At 47.5% G+C, this 25,747-nt stretch carries 21 protein-coding genes; 14 read left to right on the top strand and 7 right to left on the bottom strand.

Features of this window, described 5'->3' with window-relative positions; genetic code table 11:
* Positions 1 to 75 precede the first annotated feature (75 nt).
* The 13 genes from MHB85_RS12435 (at position 76) to MHB85_RS12495 (ending at position 16,090) form a co-directional block, all read left to right on the top strand.
* The gene (locus MHB85_RS12435; RefSeq protein ID WP_192132146.1) at positions 76 to 1,158 is read left to right on the top strand and encodes a lactonase family protein; all 1,083 of its coding nucleotides are present in this window, start codon (positions 76 to 78) and stop codon (positions 1,156 to 1,158) included.
* 386 nt (positions 1,159 to 1,544) lie between these two features.
* A complete protein-coding gene (gene hxlA / locus MHB85_RS12440; RefSeq protein WP_036670570.1) occupies positions 1,545 to 2,177 on the top strand; it encodes a 3-hexulose-6-phosphate synthase in 633 nt (210 codons plus the stop codon).
* 4 nt (positions 2,178 to 2,181) lie between these two features.
* Positions 2,182 to 2,745, top strand: coding sequence for a 6-phospho-3-hexuloisomerase (hxlB, locus tag MHB85_RS12445; protein WP_105598336.1), 564 nt, complete (start codon positions 2,182 to 2,184; stop codon positions 2,743 to 2,745).
* 259 nt (positions 2,746 to 3,004) lie between these two features.
* Positions 3,005 to 3,364, top strand: a complete 360-nt coding sequence (locus MHB85_RS12450) for a winged helix-turn-helix transcriptional regulator (RefSeq protein ID WP_062833989.1) — start codon at positions 3,005 to 3,007, stop codon at positions 3,362 to 3,364.
* A 499-nt stretch (positions 3,365 to 3,863) separates the two neighbouring features.
* On the top strand, positions 3,864 to 5,666 hold the full coding sequence (gene pepF, locus MHB85_RS12455) for an oligoendopeptidase F (RefSeq protein WP_192132144.1): 1,803 nt from the start codon (positions 3,864 to 3,866) through the stop codon (positions 5,664 to 5,666).
* A 136-nt stretch (positions 5,667 to 5,802) separates the two neighbouring features.
* On the top strand, positions 5,803 to 6,291 hold the full coding sequence (locus tag MHB85_RS12460; protein WP_341072993.1) for a DUF2500 domain-containing protein: 489 nt from the start codon (positions 5,803 to 5,805) through the stop codon (positions 6,289 to 6,291).
* Positions 6,292 to 6,526: 235 nt separating this feature from the next.
* On the top strand, positions 6,527 to 8,020 hold the full coding sequence (locus MHB85_RS12465; protein ID WP_091016971.1) for a rhamnulokinase: 1,494 nt from the start codon (positions 6,527 to 6,529) through the stop codon (positions 8,018 to 8,020).
* Position 8,021: 1 nt separating this feature from the next.
* Positions 8,022 to 8,783, top strand: coding sequence for a DeoR/GlpR family DNA-binding transcription regulator (locus MHB85_RS12470; RefSeq protein ID WP_341072995.1), 762 nt, complete (start codon positions 8,022 to 8,024; stop codon positions 8,781 to 8,783).
* 103 nt (positions 8,784 to 8,886) lie between these two features.
* Positions 8,887 to 9,615, top strand: coding sequence for a (Fe-S)-binding protein (locus tag MHB85_RS12475; protein WP_017688927.1), 729 nt, complete (start codon positions 8,887 to 8,889; stop codon positions 9,613 to 9,615).
* Positions 9,612 to 11,132 carry a LutB/LldF family L-lactate oxidation iron-sulfur protein gene (locus tag MHB85_RS12480; protein ID WP_341072997.1) on the top strand — a complete coding sequence of 507 codons (1,521 nt, stop codon included), beginning with the start codon at positions 9,612 to 9,614 and terminating at the stop codon, positions 11,130 to 11,132. Before MHB85_RS12475 ends, MHB85_RS12480 begins: the two co-directional genes overlap by 4 nt.
* Positions 11,122 to 11,847 carry a LutC/YkgG family protein gene (locus MHB85_RS12485; protein ID WP_091016967.1) on the top strand — a complete coding sequence of 242 codons (726 nt, stop codon included), beginning with the start codon at positions 11,122 to 11,124 and terminating at the stop codon, positions 11,845 to 11,847. Before MHB85_RS12480 ends, MHB85_RS12485 begins: the two co-directional genes overlap by 11 nt.
* A gap of 215 nt (positions 11,848 to 12,062) precedes the next feature.
* Positions 12,063 to 12,617, top strand: a complete 555-nt coding sequence (locus MHB85_RS12490; RefSeq protein WP_341072998.1) for a glutathione peroxidase — start codon at positions 12,063 to 12,065, stop codon at positions 12,615 to 12,617.
* 299 nt (positions 12,618 to 12,916) lie between these two features.
* Positions 12,917 to 16,090, top strand: coding sequence for a bifunctional cytochrome P450/NADPH--P450 reductase (locus tag MHB85_RS12495; protein WP_341073000.1), 3,174 nt, complete (start codon positions 12,917 to 12,919; stop codon positions 16,088 to 16,090).
* A 199-nt stretch (positions 16,091 to 16,289) separates the two neighbouring features.
* Here MHB85_RS12495 and MHB85_RS12500 read toward each other — a convergent pair whose 3' ends face one another.
* Positions 16,290 to 16,712, bottom strand: a complete 423-nt coding sequence (locus tag MHB85_RS12500) for a hypothetical protein (protein WP_091016962.1) — start codon at positions 16,710 to 16,712, stop codon at positions 16,290 to 16,292.
* A 124-nt stretch (positions 16,713 to 16,836) separates the two neighbouring features.
* Between MHB85_RS12500 and MHB85_RS12505 the strand changes: the two genes are divergently transcribed.
* The gene (locus tag MHB85_RS12505) at positions 16,837 to 17,181 is read left to right on the top strand and encodes a hypothetical protein (protein ID WP_341073001.1); all 345 of its coding nucleotides are present in this window, start codon (positions 16,837 to 16,839) and stop codon (positions 17,179 to 17,181) included.
* A 171-nt stretch (positions 17,182 to 17,352) separates the two neighbouring features.
* Here the strand turns inward: MHB85_RS12505 and MHB85_RS12510 are convergent, their stop codons facing one another.
* From MHB85_RS12510 to MHB85_RS12535, 6 genes are all read right to left on the bottom strand, one after another.
* Positions 17,353 to 19,008 carry an MGH1-like glycoside hydrolase domain-containing protein gene (locus MHB85_RS12510; RefSeq protein WP_341073002.1) on the bottom strand — a complete coding sequence of 552 codons (1,656 nt, stop codon included), beginning with the start codon at positions 19,006 to 19,008 and terminating at the stop codon, positions 17,353 to 17,355.
* 29 nt (positions 19,009 to 19,037) lie between these two features.
* Positions 19,038 to 20,366: an ABC transporter substrate-binding protein gene (locus MHB85_RS12515; RefSeq protein WP_210107891.1), complete on the bottom strand. Its 1,329-nt coding sequence runs from the start codon at positions 20,364 to 20,366 to the stop codon at positions 19,038 to 19,040.
* 39 nt (positions 20,367 to 20,405) lie between these two features.
* Complete coding sequence (locus tag MHB85_RS12520) at positions 20,406 to 21,245, bottom strand: carbohydrate ABC transporter permease (protein WP_341073003.1); 840 nt, start codon at positions 21,243 to 21,245, stop codon at positions 20,406 to 20,408.
* Positions 21,246 to 21,250: 5 nt separating this feature from the next.
* Positions 21,251 to 22,165 (bottom strand): carbohydrate ABC transporter permease, encoded by a 915-nt coding sequence (locus tag MHB85_RS12525; protein ID WP_341074222.1) that lies wholly within the window; start codon positions 22,163 to 22,165, stop codon positions 21,251 to 21,253.
* A 116-nt stretch (positions 22,166 to 22,281) separates the two neighbouring features.
* Positions 22,282 to 23,838, bottom strand: coding sequence for a response regulator (locus MHB85_RS12530; RefSeq protein ID WP_341073004.1), 1,557 nt, complete (start codon positions 23,836 to 23,838; stop codon positions 22,282 to 22,284).
* Positions 23,813 to 25,630: a sensor histidine kinase gene (locus tag MHB85_RS12535; RefSeq protein ID WP_341073005.1), complete on the bottom strand. Its 1,818-nt coding sequence runs from the start codon at positions 25,628 to 25,630 to the stop codon at positions 23,813 to 23,815. The genes MHB85_RS12530 and MHB85_RS12535 overlap by 26 nt, the downstream gene beginning before the upstream one ends.
* Positions 25,631 to 25,747 lie beyond the last annotated feature (117 nt).

Below are 25,747 nucleotides of genomic sequence, written 5' to 3' on the forward strand. Positions count from 1 at the left end.
TTGCTATTTTGATATGGCAGATTTATTATAGAAGAGGTGCAACAAGATTACATACACATAGAGGAGGAAACTGTAATGAGTGAATCAAAACGCTTGCTCGTACTTGCTGGCTCTTACGCTGAAGCGGAAAATGAGGGCATTTATGCATATGAATTGAATGAGGATACAGGCAGCTTGTCCAAGCTTGACGGCATCGCGGGCGTGAAAAACCCAACGTTTGTCAACGTGGATACTGAGGGTAACAAACTGTATGCGATTGGTGAAACAGCGTCAGTTGAAGGCAACAAAATGTCTGAAGCGGTAGCTCTGAGCATTGATCCTTCTACAGGAAAATTATCGTTGCTGAACCGGAATAACTCCATTTCAGCTCCGCCATGTCACATCCAGCGTGACCCTTCCGGCAAATACTTGATTCTCTCCAGCTACCACGGTGGTCTGGTAGGTCTGCAAGCCTTGACGGATAACGGTGAAGTTGGAGCGCTTCTGGACGAGAAGAAACATGAAGGACAAGGTGCGCATCCTGAACGTCAGGACAAGCCACATGTTCACTCCGCATTCTTCAGCCCGGATGGTAAATACATGATGGTACAGGATCTGGGCGCGGATAACATTGCGATCTATTCCATCGATGCAGACAAAAATGAACTTGTGCTGCACAGTGAAACCAAAACACATCCGGGAGCAGGCCCACGTCACTTGGCGTTCCATCCGAATGGTCAATTCGCTTATGTGATCAACGAAGTGGATTCTTCCATTACTTCGTTCAAATATGATGCAGCAGCGGGTACGTTGACTGAATTGTCTACAGTATCCACTCTGCCTGATGGATATGATGGCAAAGAGAATACAACAGCGGAAATCACCGTTTCCAATGATGGACGTTATGTATATGGTTCTAACCGTGGACATGACAGCATCGTTGTATTTGCAGTAGATGCAGACAAAGGTCACCTGACACTGGTTGAGCATGTATCTGCTGAAGGTGAGCACCCACGTCATTTTGCTCTGACACCTAACGGCAAATTGCTGATCGCAGCTAACCGTGATACGAACAACCTCGTGACATTCACGGTGGATCAGGAGAGCGGCCGTCTGAAATACACAGGTCACAGCACAGGTGTATCCAAGCCGGTATGCGTGAAACCAGTATATCTGTAAAATGATAAATTTCTAAACCAGCCCTGGCTGGATTGAAAATGATAACGATGATAAAGATAAAGACTCTGCCAGGTGGCGGGGTCTTTTCTATTGAATATCTTATTGGATGATTAGGCTGCTGCTCTGCTGTAAGCGGGTGGATTGGAATAGAGGATTAATTCTATATTTGATTCACCTAACAACGAAAGATTATCAATAGTATCTCCCAAGTAACTACCCCACTTCAAAGTGCGTACTTCCTGAATGGATAGTCAGGGTCTACAATGAGTGAGTAGCCAAAAACAAACACTGCATGCATCTGAACAGACCAATTGGTGCAGGCTAAATATCTGATTATTATTTTTACAGGAACGAATCATACTTGAACAACAAAGGAGAAATAAATGATGAAATTGCAATTGGCGCTCGACTTGGTAAATATCCCTGAAGGTATCGCACTGGTTAAAGAGGTTGAACAATATATTGATATCGTTGAGATTGGTACACCAATCGTTATTAATGAAGGTTTGCACGCGGTAAAAGCGATGAAAGAAGCATTCCCTAATCTGCAAGTTCTTGCAGACCTTAAAATCATGGACGCTGGTGGTTATGAAATCATGAAAGCTGCTGAAGCTGGTGCGGATCTGATCACTGTGCTTGGGGCAACCAATGACAGCACGATCAAAGGTGCAGTAGCAGAAGCGAAGAAACAAAACAAACAAGTTCTTGTGGACATGATCAATGTGCCTAACCTTGAACAACGTGCTCGTGAAATTGATGCGCTTGGCGTAGATTACATCTGTGTACACACAGGTTATGACCTGCAAGCTGAAGGACAAAGCCCGTTCGAAGATCTGCAAACGATCAAAGCTGCTGTGAAAAATGCTAAAACGGCTGTCGCTGGTGGAATCAAGCTGGAAACATTGCCAGAAGTGATTAAAGCACAACCGGATCTGGTTATTGTAGGCGGCGGTATCACAGGACAAGCAGACAAAGCGGCAGTTGCAGCTGAAATGCAACGTCTTGTTAAACAAGGGTAAGCAGATGGGCAAAACACAGTACGCAGCTGACATCTTGAAGGAGCTGGAACGTACGTTAAGCCAGATCGATGATGCAGAGATGCAAGCGATGGCTGAACACATTCTGGCTGCGGAACAGATTTTTGTAGCAGGAGCAGGCCGGTCAGGACTTATGGGAAAGGCTTTTGCCATGAGACTGATGCAGATGGGGCTTCGTGTATATGTGGTGGGCGAGACCGTTACACCCGGGATCAGCTCGAAGGATTTCCTCTTGCTGTGCTCTGGCTCAGGAGAGACAGGCAGTCTCGCAGCGATGGCTAAGAAGGCTAGTCAAGCAGGAGCACCTGTCGGCCTGATTACGATCAAGCCAGAGTCCACGATTGGTCAATTGGCAACTACGGTAGTGCGCCTTCCGGCTTCAGCCAAAGAGGACACAGCGACTTCCGGAGCGGAAGTAACCATCCAGCCAATGGGCTCGCTGTTTGAACAGGGACTGTTAATCGGCATGGATGCTCTCATCCTTACGATGATGGAAATGAAGGGTATGACCGGAGCGGATATGTTTGGCCGCCACGCGAACCTGGAATAGTGAATAGATGAAAGACCGGAATCCTTTGATCATGAAGGGTTCTGGTCTTTTCTGCGATACATATCTGTATAGGTTTTATCCGTGATTTACAGTTAAACTTTGCATCCCGACCAGGCTGTAGTAGAATTAATAGATAGCTGTATCGAATGAATGTACTTATTACATCATGCATGGAGCGGAAAGCTTCCCTCGTGTGAAGTGTCCCCGTGATATGTGTAATATACGCGATATAAGATTGAAGATGAGGGGGCTCGGAGCCATGGCAGCCGAAGTCAAGGAACGGATTAATCTGAAAGAAATCAACTGTGAGAAGGAATTGACGCTTGCGGTAATTGGTGGCAAATGGAAACTGATTATTTTGTGGCATTTGGGTCTGGAAGGCACCAAACGTTTCAGTGAGCTGAAACGCCTAATCCCTCATATTACCCAGAAGATGCTGACCAACCAGCTTCGTGAGCTGGAGGAAGACAAGCTGATTGAGCGCAAGGTGTATGCAGAGGTCCCTCCTCGGGTGGAATATACGTTGACAGATCACGGCCAGAGCCTGATGCCTGTGCTGCACGCAATGTATAACTGGGGTAAAAATTACGGTGAAAATGTAATCTGGAAAGAAAGCTAAATAGTAAGATTTACAATGAACCGCCGGAAAATGGATACTTCCATAACCAGCGGTTTTTTAGTTACTTTTAAACCATGGTCACATGAGCAAAAGTTTATACGAAACGTAGGGGACAGAAATAGCTAGAAGAAGCGGAGCTAAAAGCTTTCTGAAAGAAAGCTACATCGGAAGCATACGCCTCGCCTTTTTCCAGATGCCCCTTTTATATAGATTGAACTAAACATTCACACGAGAACGTAGAGGACAGAAAGAACCTGAAGAAGCGGAGCGTTCGCCTTTATCACCGGATTTTCACCTTTATAAAATTGAATCAAAAAATTAGGGGATAACAGCGATCGGAAGGTTGTTCTGTCATCGGAGTGGTAAGTGTGAATATTCTTTAGTCCAATCTATACTCTCCTGAACCAAAAGTCTCATTATTTGCAAATGTCATGTATACATAAACCGATTATGATACGATGAGAGATATTGGAAAATACAAGGAGGATGACAACTAAAGATGGAAAAAATACGTACACGTGCTGAGGTAGATCAGGAATCCACATGGGATCTGAGAGACTTGTTTGTAACCGATGTAGAGTGGGAGCAGGAACTTCGATCACTTCCTAAGGCTGCTGCCCAGATTGAAACATTCAAAGGACGTCTGGGCGAAGGCGCTGAACAATTGCTGGCTTGTCTGGATGCGCGTGAAGCTTTGCAGGAGCGTATCGGCAAGACAGCTTCTTATGCTCGACTGAAGCAGTCAGAGGACAGCACCAATCCGGTCAATATTGAGAATTCGGCCAAGGCAGGAGATATCCTATCAAATCTGTCGTCATCCTTGTCTTTTGTCAATTCGGAGATCGTTGATCTGCCGGAGGGAACCGTTGAACGTTACCTTGCAGAACTTCCGGGATTGCAGCCGTATGCTCGGAGTTTGGAGCGTTTGATTCGAGAAAAAGCACATCGGCTTACCCCAGAGACCGAGAAGGTACTCGCTTCACTAGGAGAGGTACTGGATTCGCCATATCGTATCTATCTGCGCGGTAAACTGGCAGACATGACGTTTGACGATGCTCTCGATGAAGAAGACAATAATCGGCCACTGTCCTGGTCATTCTATGAAAATAATTATGAGATGTCATCCGATACCAAGCTGCGCCGCTCTGCTTATGCTGCGTTCAGCTCGACATTAAATGATTACAAAAATACGTTTGCAGAAGGTTATGCAACCGAAGTGAAGAAGCAAGTTGTGTTATCCAGGCTGCGTGGTTACGACGATGTTACAGATATGCTTCTTAGCCCACAGCAAGTAAGCAAAGAGATGTACAATAATATTCTGGATATTATCCAGCAGGAACTCGCACCTCATATGCGCAGACTGGCCGCTCTCAAGAAACGTGAGCTGGGTCTGGACAAGCTGATGTTCTGTGATCTGAAGGCCCCGCTTGATCCTGAATTTAGCCCTGCCATTACATATGATGAGGCGTGCACACTCATCCGAGAAGCACTTGATGTGCTTGGGCCAGAGTATGGCGAGATCGTAGAGCGCGCATTCAGTGAACGCTGGGTGGATTACGCAGATAATGCAGGCAAATCCACAGGGGCATTTTGTTCCTCTATATATGGTTCACACTCCTATATCTTGATCTCATGGGCGAACAATATGCGCGGAGCATTTACACTTGCCCATGAAGTGGGACATGCAGGCCACTTTATGCTTGCGGGACGTTACCAACGGCTCACGAATACAAGACCATCACTTTATTTCATTGAGGCACCATCGACCATGAATGAAATGCTGCTGGCAGATCATCTGTTGAAGCGTTCCGATAATCCGAGAATGCGTCGTTGGGTCATTTTGCAACTGTTGAATACGTATTACCATAACTTCGTTACGCATCTACTGGAAGGTGAATTGCAGCGCAGGGTATATGCACTCGCAACTAATGATGAGCCGATTACGGCGAAGACGTTAAGTCAGCTCAAAGGGGACATCCTCTCTGAATTCTGGGGACCTGATCTGGTGATTGATGAAGGGGCCAAGCTCACGTGGATGAGACAACCTCATTATTATATGGGACTGTATCCATATACCTATGCGGCAGGTTTGACCGCTTCCACAGCGGCAGCACAGCAGATTCGGGAAGAAGGACAGCCGGCGGTAGATCGCTGGCTTGAAGCACTCAAAGCCGGTGGAAGTCTCACGCCGCAGGAGTTAATGAAGCTTGCAGGTGTCGATATGTCCGGACCCGAGCCGATTCGCTCTGCGGTTGCTTATGTCGGCAGTCTGGTCGACGAACTTGAACGTCTGTATTCCTGATCTGGTTCATATAGTATATGGACAAGGCAGAACGGGTTGTCTGCATGCACCGCCTTCCTTGCGTGGGGGCGGTGCATCTTATTTTGCAAGGGGAAAGGAACGATGATGAATGGCGTTAACGAGCGTGTCCTCATCGATGGGCCAATTAAGCGTGGACGGCTTTGGTGTGTTTGACGACATGAGTGGAGTACCGGGTTTTGAAGGCAATCAGGGTGGTTTTTTTTCGGGATTGAATGAGTTTGGTGCCATGGGTGCGTTTGCTTCCATTTTTATTGGTGCCGTATTTCTTATTGTTGCGGGTGTGATTGTATATGCCATCATCTCAGGGGTACGCACATGGTCATCGAATAACGCAGCGGCCTTGTTAACCCTGCACTCAACGGTGGTGGCCAAACGAACGGAAGTATCAGGTGGCAGCGGGGATAGCAGTGCGACTACCCGGTATTATGTTACATTTGAATTCGACAATGGGGAGCGCGCTGAACTAATTGTTGGCGGAAACCATTATGGCATGATGGTGGAAAATGATCGAGGGATGCTGACGTATCAAGGGACACGTTTCAAGCATTTTGAGAGAGATGTACAGCCCCAGTCGGGAGTAAACAATGGTCAATTTTATACGTAAAACAAGAACTGCGGCTCCTCCCAAGTGGGAGAGAGTCGTTTTTGGTATACCCAAAAGAAAGAAAAACCGAAGGGTATTCAAACGCTTACAATGGTGATATACTCGTAAAATAAAGTAAAACAGTATCAAACAAAAACAAACAAACAATAAATACAGCATAAAGTACAGGATTACGGACTGAAATAAGAGATGCCGTTTGGAAAATAGGATGGGTTCGAAAGGTTGGTGAAGCGCGGTGAGTGTGCTGGCTTATGATTTGGGCGCTGGGAGCGGGAGAGCGCTACTAGGACATCTGAATGATCGAGGGATCGAAACGAGCGAAATTCATCGGTTCAAGAATGAACCAGTGAAGGTTGGCGAGCGGATGCACTGGGATATTCTGCGTTTGCATCATGAATTGTTGCAAGGGCTTACTCTTGTGAAACAGCAGGGAGAACAGCCGGAGAGCCTGGGGATCGATTCCTGGGGCGTTGATTTTGGTCTGCTTGGCAGTAATGGTGAGCTTCTGGGTAACCCGTATCATTACCGTGATACACAGTTTAACGGCATGATGGATCAGGTACGCCAAGAACTGAGCTCTCAGCGAATCTTTGAACGTACAGGGATTCAGTTTCTTAGCTTTAATACCCTGTATCAGTTGGCAACCCTTCAACGTAGCGGTTCTCCGCTTCTTCATGAAGCAGAGCGGTTTCTCATGATTCCGGATCTGCTTCGATATTTCCTGACGGGAGAAGCCGTGAATGAGTTCACCAATGCCACGACAACACAATTATATAATCCATCGGAGGGTCAATGGGACGGTGAGTTGCTGAAGCATATTCGCATTTCGGAGAAACTCTTTGGTGAAGCGGTGATGCCTGGCACCCGTGTTGGACAATTGCGCAGTAGCATCTGTAACGACCTTGGCCTTTCTCCTATACCTGTGATCGCCGTTGCGGAGCATGATACGGGTTCAGCCGTTGTGGCTGTTCCTGCAACGGAACGTTCATTTGCTTACTTGAGCTGTGGAACCTGGTCCCTGATGGGTACGGAGATAGATCATCCTGCGGTAAGTAGCCAGAGTCTGGCTTTGAACTTCACGAATGAAGGCGGGGCGGGCGGAACATTCCGTCTGTTGAAGAACATTATGGGCTTATGGATTTTGCAGGAAAGCATGCGGGAGTGGGACCGCCAAGGGCAGGGAATTAGCTATGATGCGTTATTGGCGAAGGCGGAACAGGTGGCTCCATTTGCCAGTTTGTTTGATCCGGATGATGAACTGTTTATGCCAGCAGGAGATATGACGACGCGTATACGTCAGTATTGCCGTGATACAGGGCAAGTGGTGCCAGAAGATCAGGGGGCTATTGCCCGGGCAATTCTGGAAAGTCTTGCATTGAAGTATAGAAGAGTCCTGGGATGGACGGAACAATTATCGGGACAGACGTTCAACGGATTGCATATGGTCGGAGGAGGTATCCAGAACCGCCTGTTATGTCAGTGGACTGCAAATTCCATTGGCAAGCCGGTATGGGCAGGTCCGGCAGAGGGAAGTGCCATCGGGAATATGGCCGTGCAATGGATGGCGAGTGGAGCTTTTAAAGATATCTGGGAGGCCCGTAAGGCCATTCGTGATTCATTTCCGGTAACAGTGTATGAGCCGCAGGACGGATCAATCTGGGAAGATGCTTACGGCAGATTTCTGCGTGTGACGGCTTCATCTAATTCACAAGCGGGGAGTGAGGTGTAACATGCTGGCAGCCGAGCGGTATGACCGAATTGTGGAGATGGTGAATGTAAAGGGCAGTATGCGTGTATCCGAGCTTAGTGAGCACTGCCGGGTGACGGAGGAAACCATCCGGCGTGACCTGGATCGGCTGGAACAGGCAGGCCGACTACGCCGATCTCACGGTGGTGCAGTGAGTGTGAAGGAAGATCAACCGGAGATCCCTTACCGGATCAGGGAGACAACACATGCGGAAGAGAAAAAGCGGATTGCACAAGCGGCTCTGGCGATGATTAATCCGGGTGATCGCATTCTGTTGGATGCGAGCACAACGGCAGGTTATATGGCAGCGAACATGCCGGATTTCCCGCTGACGGTTTTAACCAACTCGATTCAAATCGCCACTGAACTTAGCAGCCGTGACAAGGTTGAGGTCATCTCAACAGGGGGCCAGTTGGCATCTCGCTCGTTGTCTTTTGTTGGGCCGCTCGCGGAGCGTTCTCTGGAAACGTATCACGTGGATAAAATGTTCATGTCGTGCAAAGGTGTACATCTCGAAGGTGGCGGAATCAGTGAATCCAATGAACTCCAGGCAAGGCTGAAGCAGAAGATGGTTGGCATATCCGATCAGGTCATCTTACTTGCCGATGCCAGTAAATTTGGTGTCCGTGCTTTTGCCCGGGTATCCGGGTTAAATGCAGTCCATACGATCGTTACCGATCAGCCATTGGAGGCTGAACAGACAGACCGTTTGAGCGGATACGATATTGGAATCATCACGGTTTAAACCGATCGGAAGGTTATTCTGTCATCGGAGTGTTCATTGTAAATATTCTTATTCAATATTTTTAGTCAATCATCTACTAATCAGTTAATAGGAGCGTGTATTTATGAAGGTCTCCTTATTCATTACCTGCCTCAGCGATGCCATCTATCCCCGAGTGGGGGAGGCCATGGTCAGATTGCTCGCCGCTCATGGCGTTCGGTTGGATTTTCCACCGGTTCAGACCTGCTGCGGTCAGCCTTCCTACAATAGCGGGTACTGGGATGAGACTCGGGTAGCGGCCAAGACAATTCTTGAAGCATTTGACGACAGTGATTTTGTGGTATGTCCTTCCGGATCGTGTACGTATATGATTCATCATTATCCTGAGCTGTTCGCGGATGAACCAGTATGGTTAGAGAAGGCAAAACGATTGGAAGCCAAAGCCTATGAGTTTACTCAATTCCTCGTTCAAGTACTCGGGATAACCGATCTGGGCGCACATTTTCCGCACAAAGTAACCTATCATCCATCCTGTCATGGCAGCCGTCTGCTGGGTGTAAAGGATGAACCGATGGCATTGCTATCCCAAGTAAAGGGACTGGAATTGGTTCCACTGCCGTTTGCTGAGGATTGCTGCGGGTTTGGGGGTACGTTTGCCATTAAAATGTCCGATATTTCGGGAGCGATGGTGACGGAGAAAGTTGATCATGTCAAAGAGACCCAAGCCGAAGTGCTGGTTGGTCTGGACATGGCCTGTCTGATGAATATCGCAGGTAATCTGCGTTATCGGAATGAACCGGTGCGTGTGATGCATCTGGCGGAACTACTGTATGAGGGGGTGCGAACAGGATGAGCCAACCGGGAGTTATGGATACTACGGTCAAAGAACGTGCCGGACTGGCCTTGAATGATGATTTTCTGCGTAAAGCGGTCAAATTCACAACAGAACGATTGCGTAACGGGAAGAAGTCGGCCTCAGAAGAACATGGAAACTGGGATGAATGGCGGGAACGTGGACGTCAGATTCGTCTGCATACCATTGCACATCTGGATTATTATCTGAATGAATTTGTGAATAACGCCCGTGCGAACGGGGTCCATATTCATTTTGCAGATACATCGGTAGAAGCAGCGGCGATTGCACTCGATATTGCGGCTCACAAGCAGGCGTCTACAGTGGTAAAGTCCAAATCGATGGTGTCGGAGGAAGTACATCTGAATCATGTGCTGGAGTCGGCGGGCATTGAAGCTATCGAGACCGACCTGGGTGAATACATCATACAGTTGGCAGGCGAGGCCCCATCTCATATTGTCATTCCAGCCATCCATAAGAACCGCTATCAGATTGCAGAGTTGTTATCCAAGGAAGCGGGTGAAATTCTGGAGCCGGACACAACGGTACTTGCCGGATTTGTTCGCAAAAAGCTGCGCGAGAAATTCCTTGAAGCAGATATCGGCATGACCGGCTGCAATTTTGCGATTGCAGAGACAGGTTCCATGGTTTTGTTCGAAAATGAAGGCAATGCCCGTATGGTATCCACTGTTCCAAAAACGCAGATTACACTGATGGGCATGGAGCGGATCATCCCGTCGTGGACGGATCTGGAGGTCATGGCAACCTTGTTGCCACGCTCCGCAACAGGTCAGAAATTAACGATGTACATGTCAGGCATCACAGGTCCTCGCCGAACAGCGGATGCGGATGGACCGGATGAAATGCACATTATTATCGTGGACAACGGTCGATCCTTACAGCTCGGTGATCCTGAATTCCAGGAGTTGCTGAATTGTATTCGCTGTGGTGCTTGTCTGAATGCTTGCCCGGTATATCGTCATATTGGAGGTCATGCCTACGGTGGAACATACAGTGGTCCGATTGGCGCAGTACTGACTCCTGCACTCAATGGCAACATTGATGAATGGAACGATATTGCGGGTGCTTCGAGTCTGTGCGGAGCCTGTTATGAAGCATGTCCAGTTAAAATTCCATTGCATGATATGCTCGTTTATCTACGCAGGCGTAAAGTGGAAGACGGTCATGGAAACAAAATGGAGAGCATGGGCATGAAGGGTTTTGCTGCCGTTGTATCCAATTCCAAACGTTTCAGTGCGGCCATACGTATGGGACAGATTGGGCAGAAGGCAATTGTACGCAACAACGGCATTTCTCTCAAGCTGGGTCCACTCAAAGGCTGGAACAATTATCGGGTTGCGCCAAGTCTCGCCAAGAAATCCTTCCGGCAACAATGGAACAAGCTGGATCAGGAACTGAACGAGGAGCAACAAGCCATGGATTCTTCCGTTCGCAGCCGTATGGAGCAGATTATTCGTGAACGAGAAGAAGGGGAGGGGAAGAAGCATGGTCACTGAACATCAGCAATGGCTTGCACAATTGGAGAAGAAGTCCATTGAGAAACAGGAGCAGTTTATGAATGACATTGCTTCGAAATTGAGAAGACCAAGGCAACGCCAAGCGCCGACCCAACCCTTTCGGGGAGCACCCGACTTTTGGACTGAATTGGAATGGGATGAAGAGAAGCGTATTCAAGCATTCACCGATAATTTTGTGAGTGTAGGAGCCCACATTGCCCGGGTTCAGAACATGGAAGAAGTGTCTCAATTTATTGCTAACAAATCTCATGAACTGAGTGCCAAATATATCATCCGTCAAAATGAAGAGGCGCTTGAGGATCTCGGTTTGGAAGCGCAGCTCCCGGATGTACAGATCTCAGTCTGGAATAGTCAAGCCGATGAGAACTGGAAGGCTCGTGCAGCTGAGGCTGATATCGGTGTGGTCATGGCGGATTATGCAACAGCATACACAGGCTCGGTTACTGTACTTTCTTCACCGGAAAAAGGTCGCTCGGTCAGTCTGTTGCCTACGGTACTCATCATCATTATTCCAGTGGACCGACTGTACACCAGACTGGGGGAGACGCTGGATCGATTTGACGAAGCGGGAAGAGAGAATCTTCCGGCAGGTATCCACTTTATTTCAGGGCCAAGCCGCTCTTCCGATATTGAAAATGATTTAACCATTGGCGTACACGGACCAGGGATTGTATATGGTTTAATTATGGGTTAACGGTGTGCTGAGTGTGATGGCACATTATGATTTTGATAACTGTCCGAGATGCAGTATTTGACTGCTGAGGGCAGTTTTTTATTTGGTCTACTATAGTTAAAAACTATTAAAATTATATTAATTATATATTTCACCTATTAATAATGGAGGTGTATAATCCATCTCAAGAGAGAATTCATATGAGATACAAAAGTAAAAGAGGAGGATGAATACAGATGACTATATTTTCTTACCAAGTTCCGTTTATGGAGGCACACAACGGTGATTTTGCTGCTTTTAAAGGGAAGGTTCTGCTTATTGTGAATACAGCAAGTCGGTGTAGCTACGCCCGGCAATTCAGTGAACTTCAGCAGATGTATGAGAAATATGGTGATCAGGGGCTGGAGATTCTGGCGTTCCCTTGTAATCAGTTTAACGACAAAGAACCTGGCAGTAGCGTTGAGATTGCCGAGTATTGCAGGAGTCAGTTTCAGATCTCCTTTCCGATCCTCGAGAAGGTTGAGGTCGTTGGGCAATTCATGCATCCTTTGTTCCGTTATCTGATTGAAGAAGCGCCATTTCAAGGTTATAATCTGGACACGAAAGAAGGACAGTGGATGGACACCTTTGTGAAGGAGAAGCATCCAGAATTGTACCAAGGAGACAGGATCAAATGGAATTTCACCAAATTCCTGGTTGACCGCAGCGGGAACGTCCATGGCCGTTATGAAACGACAGTTGCTCCATTAGAGATGGAGTCGGCTATTCAGATTCTGTTAAAGAAATCATAAGTATATCTTAATCCCTGTCCTGAGGTCCTATGACTTTGGGACTGTTGAAGATTGGAACTGGAAATGTTAGGGTAAAAGAAGATAACGAAGTCCTCCATTTTTTTTATTCAAAAATGACCAATATACCATTTCAGTCAGTTGGTTCTTTGTTGGCTTTATCGTTATCTGGATGAAATATGAAAAAGTGCAAAAAATAACTTGAATCTGTTGATCTGAAGAGTAAGTGTAATCGCGTCTGTAAATCAAGTCATTATTTTGTAGTTGTAGAACTCTTAACTTGGAAAGAAGGAGTGAGTGTCATGCCACCATTTTCAGTGCCTCAACCGAAAACATTTGGCCCACTGGGCAATTTGCCGCAATTGAACTTTGAAGAGCCGGTGCAGTCCCTGGTGAAACTGGCTGAAGAATATGGACCGATCTTTCGTATGGAGTACCCCGGGCGAAGTGAATTGTATATTTCCGGTCACAAACTGGTCGCCGAGGTAACGGATGAATCCAAATTCGACAAACGTGTGTGGGCACCCCTTGCGAAGGTTCGTGCTTTTGCAGGAGATGGGCTATTTACGAGTTGGACCGAGGAGCCGAATTGGAAAAAAGCCCATAACGTACTGCTGCCAAGTTTCAGTCAACGTGCCATGCAGGGATATCACAACAAAATGATTGATCTGGCTGTGCAGCTGGTTCAGAAATGGTCACGATTGAACCCGGATGAGACGGTTAACGTTCCGGATGATATGACACGTCTTACGCTCGACACGATTGGACTCTGTGGGTTCAACTATCGGTTTAATAGCTTCTACCGGGAAGAACCACATCCATTCATTACGAGTATGGTCCGTGCATTGGATGAATCCATGAGTTCATTGCAGCGACTGCGTCTGCAAGACAAGCTGATGATCACCAAAAAGAAACAGTTTGAACAGGATATCCGTTCCATGTTCTCTTTGGTGGATCACATTATTGCCGAGCGTAAAGAGAAACCGCAGGAAGGCGCAGATGATCTGTTGTCCCACATGCTCAGCGGCAAGGACCCGGAGACAGGAGAAACGCTGGATGATGAGAATATCCGTTATCAGATTATTACATTCCTGATTGCTGGACATGAGACCACAAGTGGACTGTTATCCTTCGCCGTTTATTATCTGATGAAGAATCCGGATACGCTGGCTAAAGCTCAAGCTGAGGTGGATCAGATACTAAAAGATCCGGTTCCCACGTACAACCAGGTTCGCAATCTGAAGTACGTTCGTATGGTTTTGAATGAAGCATTGCGCTTATGGCCTACGGCCCCGGCATTTTCTCTGTATGCAAAAGAGGACACGGTACTTGCGGGTCAATATCCTTTGCAAAAAGGAGACAGCGTCAGTGTACTTATTCCCAAGCTGCATCGTGACCGCGAAGCCTGGGGAGACGACGTAGAGGAATTCCGCCCGGAACGGTTCGAAGATCCGAGCAAAGTGCCGCATGATGCCTATAAACCTTTTGGTAATGGTCAACGGGCCTGTATTGGTCAGCAGTTTGCACTTCAGGAAGCAACGCTGGTACTGGGCATGGTGTTGAAGCATTTTGACTTCATCGATCATTCTGATTATCAGTTAAAGGTGAAAGAAACGCTGACGCTCAAACCGGATAACTTCACCATTCGGGTACGTGCGCGTGGGGGCCAGCCCGTCATGGCGGTTCCAGGTGTAGCGGTCGAAGAACCGAAGCCGGTTGCCAAAAGAACGGAGCCGGATGCAGCGAATGCCCACCACACACCGATGCTTGTTCTGTACGGTTCCAATCTGGGCACGGCGGAAGGCATTGCACGTGAAATTGCCGATACCGCCAGATATCAGGGATTCCGCAGTGAGGTTGCTGCGCTGGATGATCGTGTTGGCAAACTGCCAAAGGAAGGTGCCGTCATTATTGTCAGTGCATCCTATAACGGTCAGCCGCCAAGTAATGCCAAGATGTTTGTCGAGTGGATCGAACATGCAGATGCGAATGAATTCAAAGGTGTGCGTTTCGCGGTTCTTGGATGCGGTGACCACAACTGGGCAAGCACCTATCAGCGTATTCCGCGTTTAATCGATGAACAGTTATCTTCCAGAGGAGCAGAGCGGTTATCACCGCTGGGTGAGTCAGATGCCAGTGGAGATTTCGAGAAACAGGTGGGGGATTGGACAGAGCAATTATGGCCGGATCTCGCACGAACGATGGGACTGAAACTGAACACAAGCTCCAATAGCGAACGCAGTTCACTATCTGTACAGTTTGTCAGTGGGCTCGCCGTAACACCGCTTGCGGATACGTATGATGCTCATGTGGCAGAAGTGCTAGAGAACAGGGAGCTTCACGACGCGGGCAGTGAACGCAGCACACGTCACCTGGAGATTAAATTGCCTGAAGGCATAACCTACAAGGAAGGGGATCACCTGGGCATTCTGCCGCAGAATCCACCGGAACTTGTGGAACGTGTACTTCGTCGATACGGGTTTACCGGAACGGAGCATCTCGTTCTGGATGCATCCGGTCGGAGTGCCGCACATCTACCATTGCATCAACCGGTTAACCTGTATGATCTGCTCAGTCATAGCGTCGAGCTTCAGGAGGCGGCAACTCGTGCGCAGTTGAGAGAAATGGCAGCATACACCGTATGTCCACCGCATAAGAAGGAACTTGAAGCGCTGCTTGATGAATCTGTGTATATGGATGAAGTGCGGAATAAACGGATCTCCATGCTGGATTATCTGGTGAAATATGAGGCATGTGAACTGCCGTTTGAGCGTTTCCTTGAATTACTGCCTTCATTAAAAGCCAGATATTATTCGATCTCCAGTTCACCGCGTGTGCAACCCGATCAAGCGAGTATTACGGTCAGTGTTGTGCGTGCCCCGGCATGGAGTGGACAGGGAGAATACAGAGGTATTGCTTCCAACTATCTGGCTAACCTGAAGTCGGGTGACGAGATCGTGATGTTCACGCGGACACCGGAATCCGGGTTCCAACTGCCGGAGGATACACAGGTTCCCGTCATCATGGTAGGCCCGGGTACAGGGGTTGCTCCATTCCGAGGTTTCTTGCAGGCAAGGCATGTATTGAAGGAACAAGGTCAAGAGGTTGGCGAAGCCCATCTGTACTTTGGATGCCGGAATCCCGAGCATGATTATCTGTACAAAAATGAATTGGAAGCAGCCCAGCAAGAAGGGCTTGTGAAGCTTCATACGGCCTTCTCCCGTGTAGACGGGGAGGAGAAATGTTATGTACAGCATCTGATGAGAGACGATGCTCAGCATCTGATTCCTTTGTTTGAAGAGGGTGCGCATCTGTATATCTGCGGTGATGGCAGCAAGATGGCACCTGATGTGGAAGCTACACTCCAGCAGGCATACGCTGATATTCATGGCAAGTCCGCGAAGGAAGCAGAAGATTGGCTCAATCAGCTTCAGCAGGAAGGTCGTTATGCCAAGGATGTATGGACAGGAATCTGATGTACACATGTGAAGGGTCAGCTTGATCCTTAACTGGCTGAGCGGTGAGATACAGAAGCAGTTCTGTTCTCACCGCTTTTTGACATAAAATGATTCTTCAGCAGATGAGTGGTTGCATGGGTTATAATTATATATTGGAAGGGAGCACCCGTATGCAGACATTTGGGAACCATTGTATGGCTTGCGAAAAGAACCAGCTTTACTTCCGCCTGCAAGGCCGTTTCAGGTTTTTTCTTCCGGTGGTTGGCCGATAGATCGACTCGATGCTGGAAAGAGGAAATAAAATACGGGAAGGGACTCTGCCTTTTCCCTGAAGTTCAAGATAATCCAGTCCCACGCCCACCAGTCTGATATTGTTAAATGCATTCCTGGAAGGGAAAGTCGTGCGGATTCCCACTCGGACGCCTCGCCGTGTTCGAGGAATATCAAATACCCGAATGGAATTCAGACTGAGTGGAATGAATAACTGACGGTTTACTTTGATAAATTGCCTTGGATAGACACGACGAATACGTCCCGGTTCCAACCCGGAGAGTGGAGTATTCAGTTCTGCAAGGTGCCCCTGGAGTTGTGCCAGGCGCTGCTGAAGTGTTTTTCCAGTATGGAGATGCTGCCAGCTCATAAGTATTCCTCCGTTCGCCATTTGTACCTAGTATATGAAGGAACGGGGTAGGAAGGTGTACGTTTGATAGCCCATGTTCGTTACGGCTAACGGGGTTTCATTTTATAATAGAGGAGTGATTCAAATGATCGTAGAGATGTATAAAGACCTCATTCAGGATGAGCGTGGTAATTATTATCTGGCAGTACAGATGGATGGCAATGAGCTTACACTCGTTAATGCATTCGTCGAAGCGGCATTCACACCTGAACTGATCTACAATGAAGAGTTCCGTGCCAAGCATAAGGAGATGGAAGGCGGGTTTGTAGGCAAAATTGCGATGGACCTGCTAAGGCACGATGTGGTCATGGGGATGAAGCAAATCGACCGAAAACTGTTGAACCTGTCAGAAGTTGAGCAGCAGTTCACGGTAAATTATATTGATACGATTGAATTTTATCGTCATCTGGCGTGGCAACGGAAGGTGTAAGGTAAACTCATCTCCTCTGTAACCAGAGCGAGAATGATTTCCGCAGTGGCAGTCAATTTCTATCTTGTGTCCTTATGAATAAGAAATAAAGAAATGTAAACACGCAAAAGGGAAAAGCGCAAGTGCAGGGGCAGTAAACCTCCGCAACTTGCGCTTTTTGCATACAAACCATTAACGATACGTAGGATAGATGATGCCAATATCGCGCTCGGTTTTCAAATTTCCATCAGCATAACGCTGCATTTCATTTCCTTTGATCTGAATCGGAATGCGCTTTCCTTGATAGTAAAGCTCTCCCTCGACGGTGCGGACGCTCATTCCAATTACGCCTTCCAGATGTCCACTATGATCCGTCACCAGTCGAATCCCTGACGGGCCATCCAGATGAACCTTGCCTTCCAGATATACCGTCATGCGATCAGGGGTGTTGACCAATTCATATCCTACTCCGTTGACTTTTCGGCTATAAGCCGTGTTGCCAGATACGACCTCGCCATGATCCATATCGATAGGGAGTAGACCGGTAAACCAGAGCTGATTCGATCCAACAGGCATAATTCCGCATAAACGCTCCACATAATCGAGAAGACAAAGGATAGTAGGTGAGTAAGTCTCGGTAAAACCTTGTTCGCCGGTCCATGGGCTGAGTACCTGACCAAAACGCTTATCTTTGGACAGAGCGGACAAGATAGGCTGCATTATCCAGGTTAGCTCCACATATCGATGATGGTACTCAAATGCGTGTGGTGCCCGAATCAGACTCAGAAAATTGGATGCGCCTCCCCAACTGTTATAGGAGGAAAAGGGATCGAATCGGGGATCATCCATTGAGATTGATGTAAAAGGATATTTTGCGAAAAACTTGCTTGTATTCAACAAGTACCGACGCAGTAGATTATCGAACAATTCACGCTCGCCCACCTCGCAGGCCATCACGCGGAGCAGCACATCGGATTGCACTCTGACGAATTCGTCATTGCGATCCCGATCATAGAAGAACATATCCTGTTCGTCGTAACAATAACGAAATAGACTTTCCAGGCTGGACTCGGCTTTGCCTTTCCAATCCGTTCCCGACTCCCCCAGCTCCTCAGCCATGCGGGACAGATACATGCGCTGACAATAGATATTGGCGGTCAGATCTGGTGCCAAAAAAGGCAGAATTGGAGAATCCGGGTGATAGGCAGAAGCATCATTCATATAAGGTGTATCCGGAACATGCCAGAACCGGGGGGATAAGTCATGTCCGGTGTCAAACGTACTGAAGGCCTCTACACAGCCGCTTCCTCGGGTATTACGGTTGCGGGCAATCCACTCATCGTAACGAACCATAGCCTTGTACATGGTGCTCAGGAAAGGCGACTGCTTGCCATGATTGTCATGAAGCTGATAGTGGTTCCATACACTGCGTGCCAGTGGAGTGACCAATTGGATTTGCCGGAAAGAGGGCCCGTTTGCCGTAAGTTTATACGGAAGCAATCCATCATCTCTTTGCTGCTCGGCTAATGCGAGGTACGTTGTTTCGGACACGGAAGGAAGCAGGCGAGACAGCAGCTCCGCATTGATGGTACCTGTACTCTCTAACCAACATCCCAGATAGATGCCACCTTCTTGTAAAATGGGATCGCTGTCTCCCATGGGCAGGATGCAAGCAAGCAATTTTTCCACTGCTGCATAATACGTAGCTTCCATTCGTCCGCCCGATGCTGCAAACCGGACACCCGACGCATGCCATTCCTGTAATAATTGCTGATCTTCCGGTTTAACAGGCTGAACTTGATCCATGATCGACATGTTGCGCAGCCGATTCAGTATCTCTTCTGTCATATGTTCCTCCTCACAGATTCTGTTTCTGGTTATTGATTCGATTCAAAAATACGAACGGTTCCGTTATAGAAGTCGGAGACAGCTTGCTCTACACTTTTTCGTCCAAATCCGATCTCTTGATTTGTCGTCTGAGCTAACTTGGAGAACTCTGCAAATCCCGGAGGATTGTAACTCACCTCAAAAGGTTCAGTCTTCGTAGCTTCAGAGACAAGATTTGTATAGTTATAGACAATCTCCTCCACAGGGCCTGCACCTTCCTGAAGAAGAGTACGATTGGCTTCCGTAACGGGCACGCCGCGGTCATTACCGAGGATTTTGGCTGCCTCAGGATCATGAATCCAGAAGTCCATTAACATTGCCACTTCCTTCGGATGTTTGGTATTTGCGTAACCTGATAATCCCTGACTCGACTCAAATACAACACCCGTTCCCTTAGGACCTCGTGGTACAGGGAGAAGAACCAAAGGGTCTTCCGTCAAGCTCTGGAATGCAGCGAGCTGGTTGGATGGCAGTAGAGTCATGGCTGCTTTGCCTGTGATCAACAGGGATTTACTGGTATCATCATGCGGGTTGGATACCTGCAATTCCGGTGTGACTACACCGCCGGATGCCGAAGTCTTTTCCCAATACTGGAACCATTCCAGAATGTCTTCCTTGGCGAATCCAAGTGTGCCATTTTTCATGTCATATAGTTGTTTACCCCGTTGTTTTAGATAAATATCCATCCCGTCGACGGTGAAATTATAGGTTCCATAGAAGCCGTCCCCGAGTTTGTCGGATAACTCCTTGCTGATGGCGGCATAGTCCGCCCAGTCCCAATCGGAAGCTGGCAAAGGCACGCCGGCTTTCTCAAAGAGTGCCTTGTTAACAATAATTCCCCGTGCGTTGGCACCGGCAGAAATATGTTGCAGCTTCCCGTCGAGACGTCCGTATTCGATCATAGTTTCATCCATACCATCCAGATTCAGTTCGTTGCCAACATATGGGTCTAGGTTAAGGAGGACATCTTTTTTGGCATAATCAACGACATTTCCACCGAGGAAAAAGATATCCGGTGCTGTGCCTGATGCCAACTGGGTATTCAGCTTGTCGAAATATCCAGAGGAGGGTGCAAATTCACCTGAAATTTTAATGTCCGGATGTTTCGCCTGAAAGATCTTCAGGGCTTCATTCGTAATATCTGCCCGTTTCTGGTCACCCCACCACATGATGCGAAGTTCGACCTGTCCGCCCTCGGTAGTTCCATTGTTATTACCATCGTCTGTATTATCAGTAGCACCCGTATGGTCTGTTCCAGAGCAAGCTGTTACGAATAACAAAAGTGAAGTGATTATACCGATCATGAAACGCTTGAACATGGTGAATCCCCCTGACTATGGATAATGAGAAACGTGTTGTTACTTCAGACCTGTTGTCGCAATGCCTTCAAGGAAATATCGCTGAAACAGTAAAAAGATGATGGTCACGGGAAGCAGTGACAGGGTAGACATGGCGAGTAATGCGCCCCAATCGGATTGTCCTGACGGATCGAAGAGAGAGCGGATGCCCAGCTGCACGGTGAACAGATCAATTTTGCTCAGATAGATCATCTGGCTGAAAAAGTCATCCCAGCTCCACAGGAAGGTGAAGATCGCTGTTGTAATCAGTGCCGGAACGAGCAGAGGCACTACGATTCTGAAAAAAATCTGTGATTGCCCGCAACCGTCAATGGTTGCACTCTCGTCCAGTTCCCGCGGTATACCGCGTATGAATTGAACCATGAGCAAGATGAAGAAGGAATCCTGCGCGAGCCACTTGGGCAGAATCAGCGGGAAATACGTATTAATCCATTGAAGCTCATTATAGAGAATGTACTGGGGCACCAGAGTAACATGGTAAGGCAACATAATCGTGATCAACATCATGCTGAACCACAGCCCTTTGAATCTGAACTTCAATCTGGAGAAAGCAAAGGCTGCAAGGGAACAGGAGATCACATTACCCAGCACACTCATGACCGAGATCAGAACGGAGTTGCCGAAGAAACGCCCAAAGGAGATGCCCTGCAGACCTTTCCAGCCGTTAATATAGTGCTCCAGCGTGAAGCTGGTTGGGAAAAGATTGCCACTGGTGAAAATGAGATGGTTCGGTTTAAACGAACTGAGAATTAACCATAGTACAGGATATAACATCAGCAGACCGAAAAGTATAATGGCGGCATGCCTCCCGGCCTGAACCAGTTGTCGTTTGATTGGCATATGCATTACCTCCCCTCCTGATTATCCCCGTAGAACACCCAAAATCGGGATGTAACAAAGACGATTGCGGTGAATACTCCGATAATGACCAACATGATCCAAGCCAGAGCCGAAGCATAACCCATATCAAAGAACGAGAAACCTTTCAGATACAGGTACAAGGTATAGAACATTGTTGCATCGAGTGGACCCCCGCGGCCATCTCCGATCACGTAAGCGGGTGTAAACGCCTGGAATGAATTGATCATGCTCATGATCAGGTTAAAAAAGATAACGGGGGAGAGCATGGGCAGGGTGATTCCGAAAAATTGACGTATCTTTCCCGCCCCATCGACATCGGAAGCTTCATATAAGTCTGCCGGGATCTGTTTCAGACCCGCAAGAAAGATAACCATGGCAGATCCGAATTGCCACACGGATAGCGTGATTATGGTATAGACTACATAGTCCGGATGCGCAATCCAGGATGGTCCCGAGATACCAAACCAGCTTAAAAACTGATTGACCAATCCATTCCCCTCAAAAAGTTGCCGCCAGACGATTGCAATCGCGACGCTGCCACCCAAGAGGGAAGGGATGTAATATACGGTCCGGTAGATGCCGAGGGCTCGAATTCCTTTGTTCAGCGCCATTGCCACCAGTAGAGCAAAGGCAAGCCTTAGTGGGACAGATAAAAAAACATAATAAAATGTGAGCCCCAAGGACCTGCGAAAAGTATCGTCATCGGTAAAAATGTGAACATAGTTGCTAAGTCCGGTCCAAGTCGGTGATGACAGCAGATTGAATTTGGTCATGGATAAGTATAGGGACGCAATCATCGGTCCCAGTGTCAGACAGAAGAGTCCGATCAGCCAGGGCAGAAGAAACAAGTAGGCTGTGGTATTCTGCTGACCGTATAAGGGCTTGGTCTGTTTTTTCATCATGTGCCTCCCTTCTGCATGGATAAAATTCATGGTTACCCACTGTGAATCCGCTTACAACATGCGGCGTTCACTTGGTAACCACATCATACCGGGGAAGGGGAGAAGCTTGAATCTTATTTCTTCGGATCATGGTTATCGATTTTTTCGGAATGCTGCAACCGATAGTCTGAAGGACTCATGTTGAACATTCTTTTGAATTTCGAACTGAAATAACTTGGCGAACTGAAACCTGTCAGCTCAGTAATATCCCATACGGTTAATTGAGTATCCTTCAGCAGTTGCAAGGCATGTTTCATCCGAACGCCCGTCATATATTGAACAAAAGAGGTACCTGCCCCTTCCTTAAACAATTCGGAGAAATAGGTAGGGTAATAGTTGAATCGTTCAGCGAGTAACGTCAACGTGAGCTCCTGCATATAGTTCTCTTCGATATATCGCTTGGCTGACTCTATAACCGTTCCATCCCCATTTTCCGAAGGAAGTTGTCGACCCAGGAAGTCTTGAGCCCATTGCATTAATAAGCGTTCTGCTTGATCTGGCGTCTTAAGCCACAGTATCCATTCCGGGGCCATAGGATAATCCATCAACAGTGAAATTTGAAAAATACTTCGTGTCATTCGGGAGGGAGAGAGCTGGAATGCCTCGTGAATCTCCTTGTGGATGATGCTGCGGAAGGAGTCCAGTTCCCCACGAATGAGGCAGCGATGCAGCGTACGTATCGTTTCTTCAGGCAGTAATGGACTATAGTCTGTTCCTGCCTGAGGGTTCAGCCTGCTGCCAGCCCGTTCAGCTGAATTCCAAGCCAGAAGGGAATGGATATAACCTTCTTTCCAGTGCTCAAGTCTAGATACAGATCGTCCAATCCCAACCCTAATATTCATGGAAAAAACGGATGCCGTAAGTTCCGCGAGCTGCTGGATGAATTCGTGTTGAACACCGTCTGGTGTCATGAAATGCATGATCCCTGCGTGTGCCGGATCATGAAATACCTGGACAATGTCTGAATCAGACTGGGCGATTTCATAACATACCATCTCAAAAGGAAGATGCATGTGCTCGTGTAAGCGATCTTCTCGAAGATCCTGCTTGTCCGAGTGACTCATACTGGCGGTGATGAAACAGACCTTCTGATCCTGCCATGATTCGAGATGGAACAATCTCAGCCGTTCTGGCATGGAGGAAGGCGGTAGGCGATTGCCTTTGACGAGATCAAGAAGGAAACGTTCTTTCATTTCCCGGTAATACTGAGAGAGTCGCCATTGCAACAATTCGGAATCGCCTCGCACTTTACGTTGTTCATCCAGATCCGCTTTGATTTTGACTAAAGTGGCTTTTAGTTCATCCCGGGTTACAGGCTTCAGTAAATAATCCATGACCTGGCTACGGACACCTGCTCTGGCATATTGAAAATCTTCATAACCCGTGATAATAACAATCTGAATGGAAGGATTATAACTGCGGCAGACATCCAATAATCGGACGCCATTCATAACAGGCATATTCATATCGGTAATCAACAAGTCAAAATGTTCAGATTGTAAAAGTTCATCCGCTTCGATCCCGTTAGACGCTTCTCCTGTTATGGCAAAGCCCATGCCATGCCAATCGACTTTCAATTTCAACCCTTCGCGAACTTCAATCTCGTCATCTGCGATTAATACGTTGTACATCATATTCCTCCTGTACGGGTAGAATCAGTTCTATACATGCGCCACTGCTCTCATCGTTCTTCATATGAACCGTGAACAAGGCACCATAATGCAGGCGGCAACGAGCAATCACATTGCCAAGTCCAATATGCCAGCCTTCATTAAGCAATATGGATTCCAATGAGGGGGAAGCATCAGGGTGATGCATTTTATGGATTATCTCTGTTGGAATACCCGGTCCGTTGTCTGAAACGCGGATATGCAGACGATCATACAGTCGGTTGATCCGTATTTGTACCTGAGCTGTCGTCTGATGCTGGAAGCTGTATTTCACTGCATTTTCAATAAGTGGTTGAAGAATAAACTTGATGATGACCACGGAGTTCAGTGTGCCATCCTTTGTTATCGAAATGTCGAGCTTATGACCGAAACGAGTCTGCAAAATGGAGATATAACGCTGCACATAATCCAGCTCTTCGGTTAGGGGAACACGGTCGTCATTGGTGTTGATAGAAAAGCGCATCATTTTACCCAAATCCTCAATGACCTGAACCGTATCATCCGTTCGGCGCTGAATGGCAAGACTGCTTACCAGCTCCAGAGTATTAAACATAAAATGTGGATTAATCTGTATGAGAAGTGCCTTGTACTCTGCTTGCTGGCGAAGAAGTTTCAGTTCAAATTCATTCTGGATATGCTGCCGCAGCTGACTGATCATATAACGGAAGGTAAAGATGACATAACTGATCTCACTCTTTACATTTTTATCTGGAGGCAGAAGTGAATCCGCTTGGTCAAAAGCCCCTCGTTGAACCTGTCTCATCGCCAGCACCAGTCTGGTCAAAGGTTTGGTTACACCATGGGATAACCATGCAGCCGCCAAGAGGGAGACCAGAATCAGGACAATTGTCACCACCACAATCGTGCTTTGAAGCTTATGGAGAGAAAGATACATTTCCTTTTCCGGTGCCAGACCCGCCAACATCCAGCCGGTACGCCCCAGTTTCTTGAATACAAGGATGTCTCGCTGTCCTTCATGGTTGGTGAGGTATGCCACACCGGATTTGAGCGGGCTGTTTCGAAACCGATCGATCTCTGCGGTAGCTACAGCACCTAACGCGTCTACCTGCTGTGACAGAATGGGATTCCCTTGCTCGCCCAGTAGAAAAATAGTGCTATTCTCCGCAAGATGTATGCGACGGAGCGGTTCCAGAAAATAGGATTCACTGACATTCACCTTCATGACACTCTGCGCTGTAGCATGATGAAAGGTGCCAATGGGCATCAGCAGACTGACCACCGGGTTACCATGATCTCTGACACGTTCATGTTGATCGGTGTGTGCAGGTAACCAGCGTTCCCCCAACGTGTAGAAATTCGTATACCAGGATTCTTGTACAAAGGCAGGGTCATATGTTACCTGATTCTCGCTGCCAATTCGCAGTCCATTCCGTCGATAGATGGATACATCCGAGATACTGGTGTAACTGTTGGTTGCCTGAGTGAGAAAACGGCTCATCGCGAGGTTGGCCAACATCTTTTCTCCTTCCGGCAGGTTCGGATCACCGATCGCGTTATCCCAGTTTTTGCTCGTATCACTATTGAAAACAAGAGAGGCGGCGTCATAGATCTGCATCTGCACCATATCTACGTATGAACCGTATTCCTCCATTTTCTCAAGAGCAGAGGATTCGATGTAAGAGCGAATGACCGTGCGAGATTCCTTGAAGAGCAGGTAGGAGAGTGTACCAAAAGCGAGGACAAACAGGACAACGATAAAGGCAATCAGGCGGTTTTTTAAAGAGAAGAACATGGATTTCCTCCTTCTACCGAGTCAACTTGTGTGCAGGTTAATTATAAAAATATAAAAAAGACTGCGTGATATGCGCAGCCTTTAAAAAGATTAATAATGTAGTGAAGACCTGGGAGA

Source organism: Paenibacillus sp. FSL K6-4396 (assembly GCF_038002525.1).
GTDB lineage: Bacteria > Bacillota > Bacilli > Paenibacillales > Paenibacillaceae > Paenibacillus > Paenibacillus amylolyticus_B.

Bases quoted from the DNA above. Each gene is read 5' to 3' on its own strand.
- MHB85_RS12435 (WP_192132146.1), top strand. From the start codon at position 76: ATGAGTGAATCAAAACGCTTGCTCGTACTTGCTGGCTCTTACGCTGAA.
- hxlA (WP_036670570.1), top strand. From the start codon at position 1,545: ATGAAATTGCAATTGGCGCTCGACTTGGTAAATATCCCTGAAGGTATC.
- hxlB (WP_105598336.1), top strand. From the start codon at position 2,182: ATGGGCAAAACACAGTACGCAGCTGACATCTTGAAGGAGCTGGAACGT.
- MHB85_RS12450 (WP_062833989.1), top strand. From the start codon at position 3,005: ATGGCAGCCGAAGTCAAGGAACGGATTAATCTGAAAGAAATCAACTGT.
- pepF (WP_192132144.1), top strand. From the start codon at position 3,864: ATGGAAAAAATACGTACACGTGCTGAGGTAGATCAGGAATCCACATGG.
- MHB85_RS12460 (WP_341072993.1), top strand. From the start codon at position 5,803: ATGGGCCAATTAAGCGTGGACGGCTTTGGTGTGTTTGACGACATGAGT.
- MHB85_RS12470 (WP_341072995.1), top strand. From the start codon at position 8,022: ATGCTGGCAGCCGAGCGGTATGACCGAATTGTGGAGATGGTGAATGTA.
- MHB85_RS12475 (WP_017688927.1), top strand. From the start codon at position 8,887: ATGAAGGTCTCCTTATTCATTACCTGCCTCAGCGATGCCATCTATCCC.
- MHB85_RS12480 (WP_341072997.1), top strand. From the start codon at position 9,612: ATGAGCCAACCGGGAGTTATGGATACTACGGTCAAAGAACGTGCCGGA.
- MHB85_RS12485 (WP_091016967.1), top strand. From the start codon at position 11,122: ATGGTCACTGAACATCAGCAATGGCTTGCACAATTGGAGAAGAAGTCC.
- MHB85_RS12490 (WP_341072998.1), top strand. From the start codon at position 12,063: ATGACTATATTTTCTTACCAAGTTCCGTTTATGGAGGCACACAACGGT.
- MHB85_RS12495 (WP_341073000.1), top strand. From the start codon at position 12,917: ATGCCACCATTTTCAGTGCCTCAACCGAAAACATTTGGCCCACTGGGC.
- MHB85_RS12500 (WP_091016962.1), bottom strand. From the start codon at position 16,712: ATGAGCTGGCAGCATCTCCATACTGGAAAAACACTTCAGCAGCGCCTG.
- MHB85_RS12505 (WP_341073001.1), top strand. From the start codon at position 16,837: ATGATCGTAGAGATGTATAAAGACCTCATTCAGGATGAGCGTGGTAAT.
- MHB85_RS12510 (WP_341073002.1), bottom strand. From the start codon at position 19,008: ATGACAGAAGAGATACTGAATCGGCTGCGCAACATGTCGATCATGGAT.
- MHB85_RS12515 (WP_210107891.1), bottom strand. From the start codon at position 20,366: ATGTTCAAGCGTTTCATGATCGGTATAATCACTTCACTTTTGTTATTC.
- MHB85_RS12520 (WP_341073003.1), bottom strand. From the start codon at position 21,245: ATGCCAATCAAACGACAACTGGTTCAGGCCGGGAGGCATGCCGCCATT.
- MHB85_RS12525 (WP_341074222.1), bottom strand. From the start codon at position 22,165: ATGAAAAAACAGACCAAGCCCTTATACGGTCAGCAGAATACCACAGCC.
- MHB85_RS12530 (WP_341073004.1), bottom strand. From the start codon at position 23,838: ATGTACAACGTATTAATCGCAGATGACGAGATTGAAGTTCGCGAAGGG.
- MHB85_RS12535 (WP_341073005.1), bottom strand. From the start codon at position 25,630: ATGTTCTTCTCTTTAAAAAACCGCCTGATTGCCTTTATCGTTGTCCTG.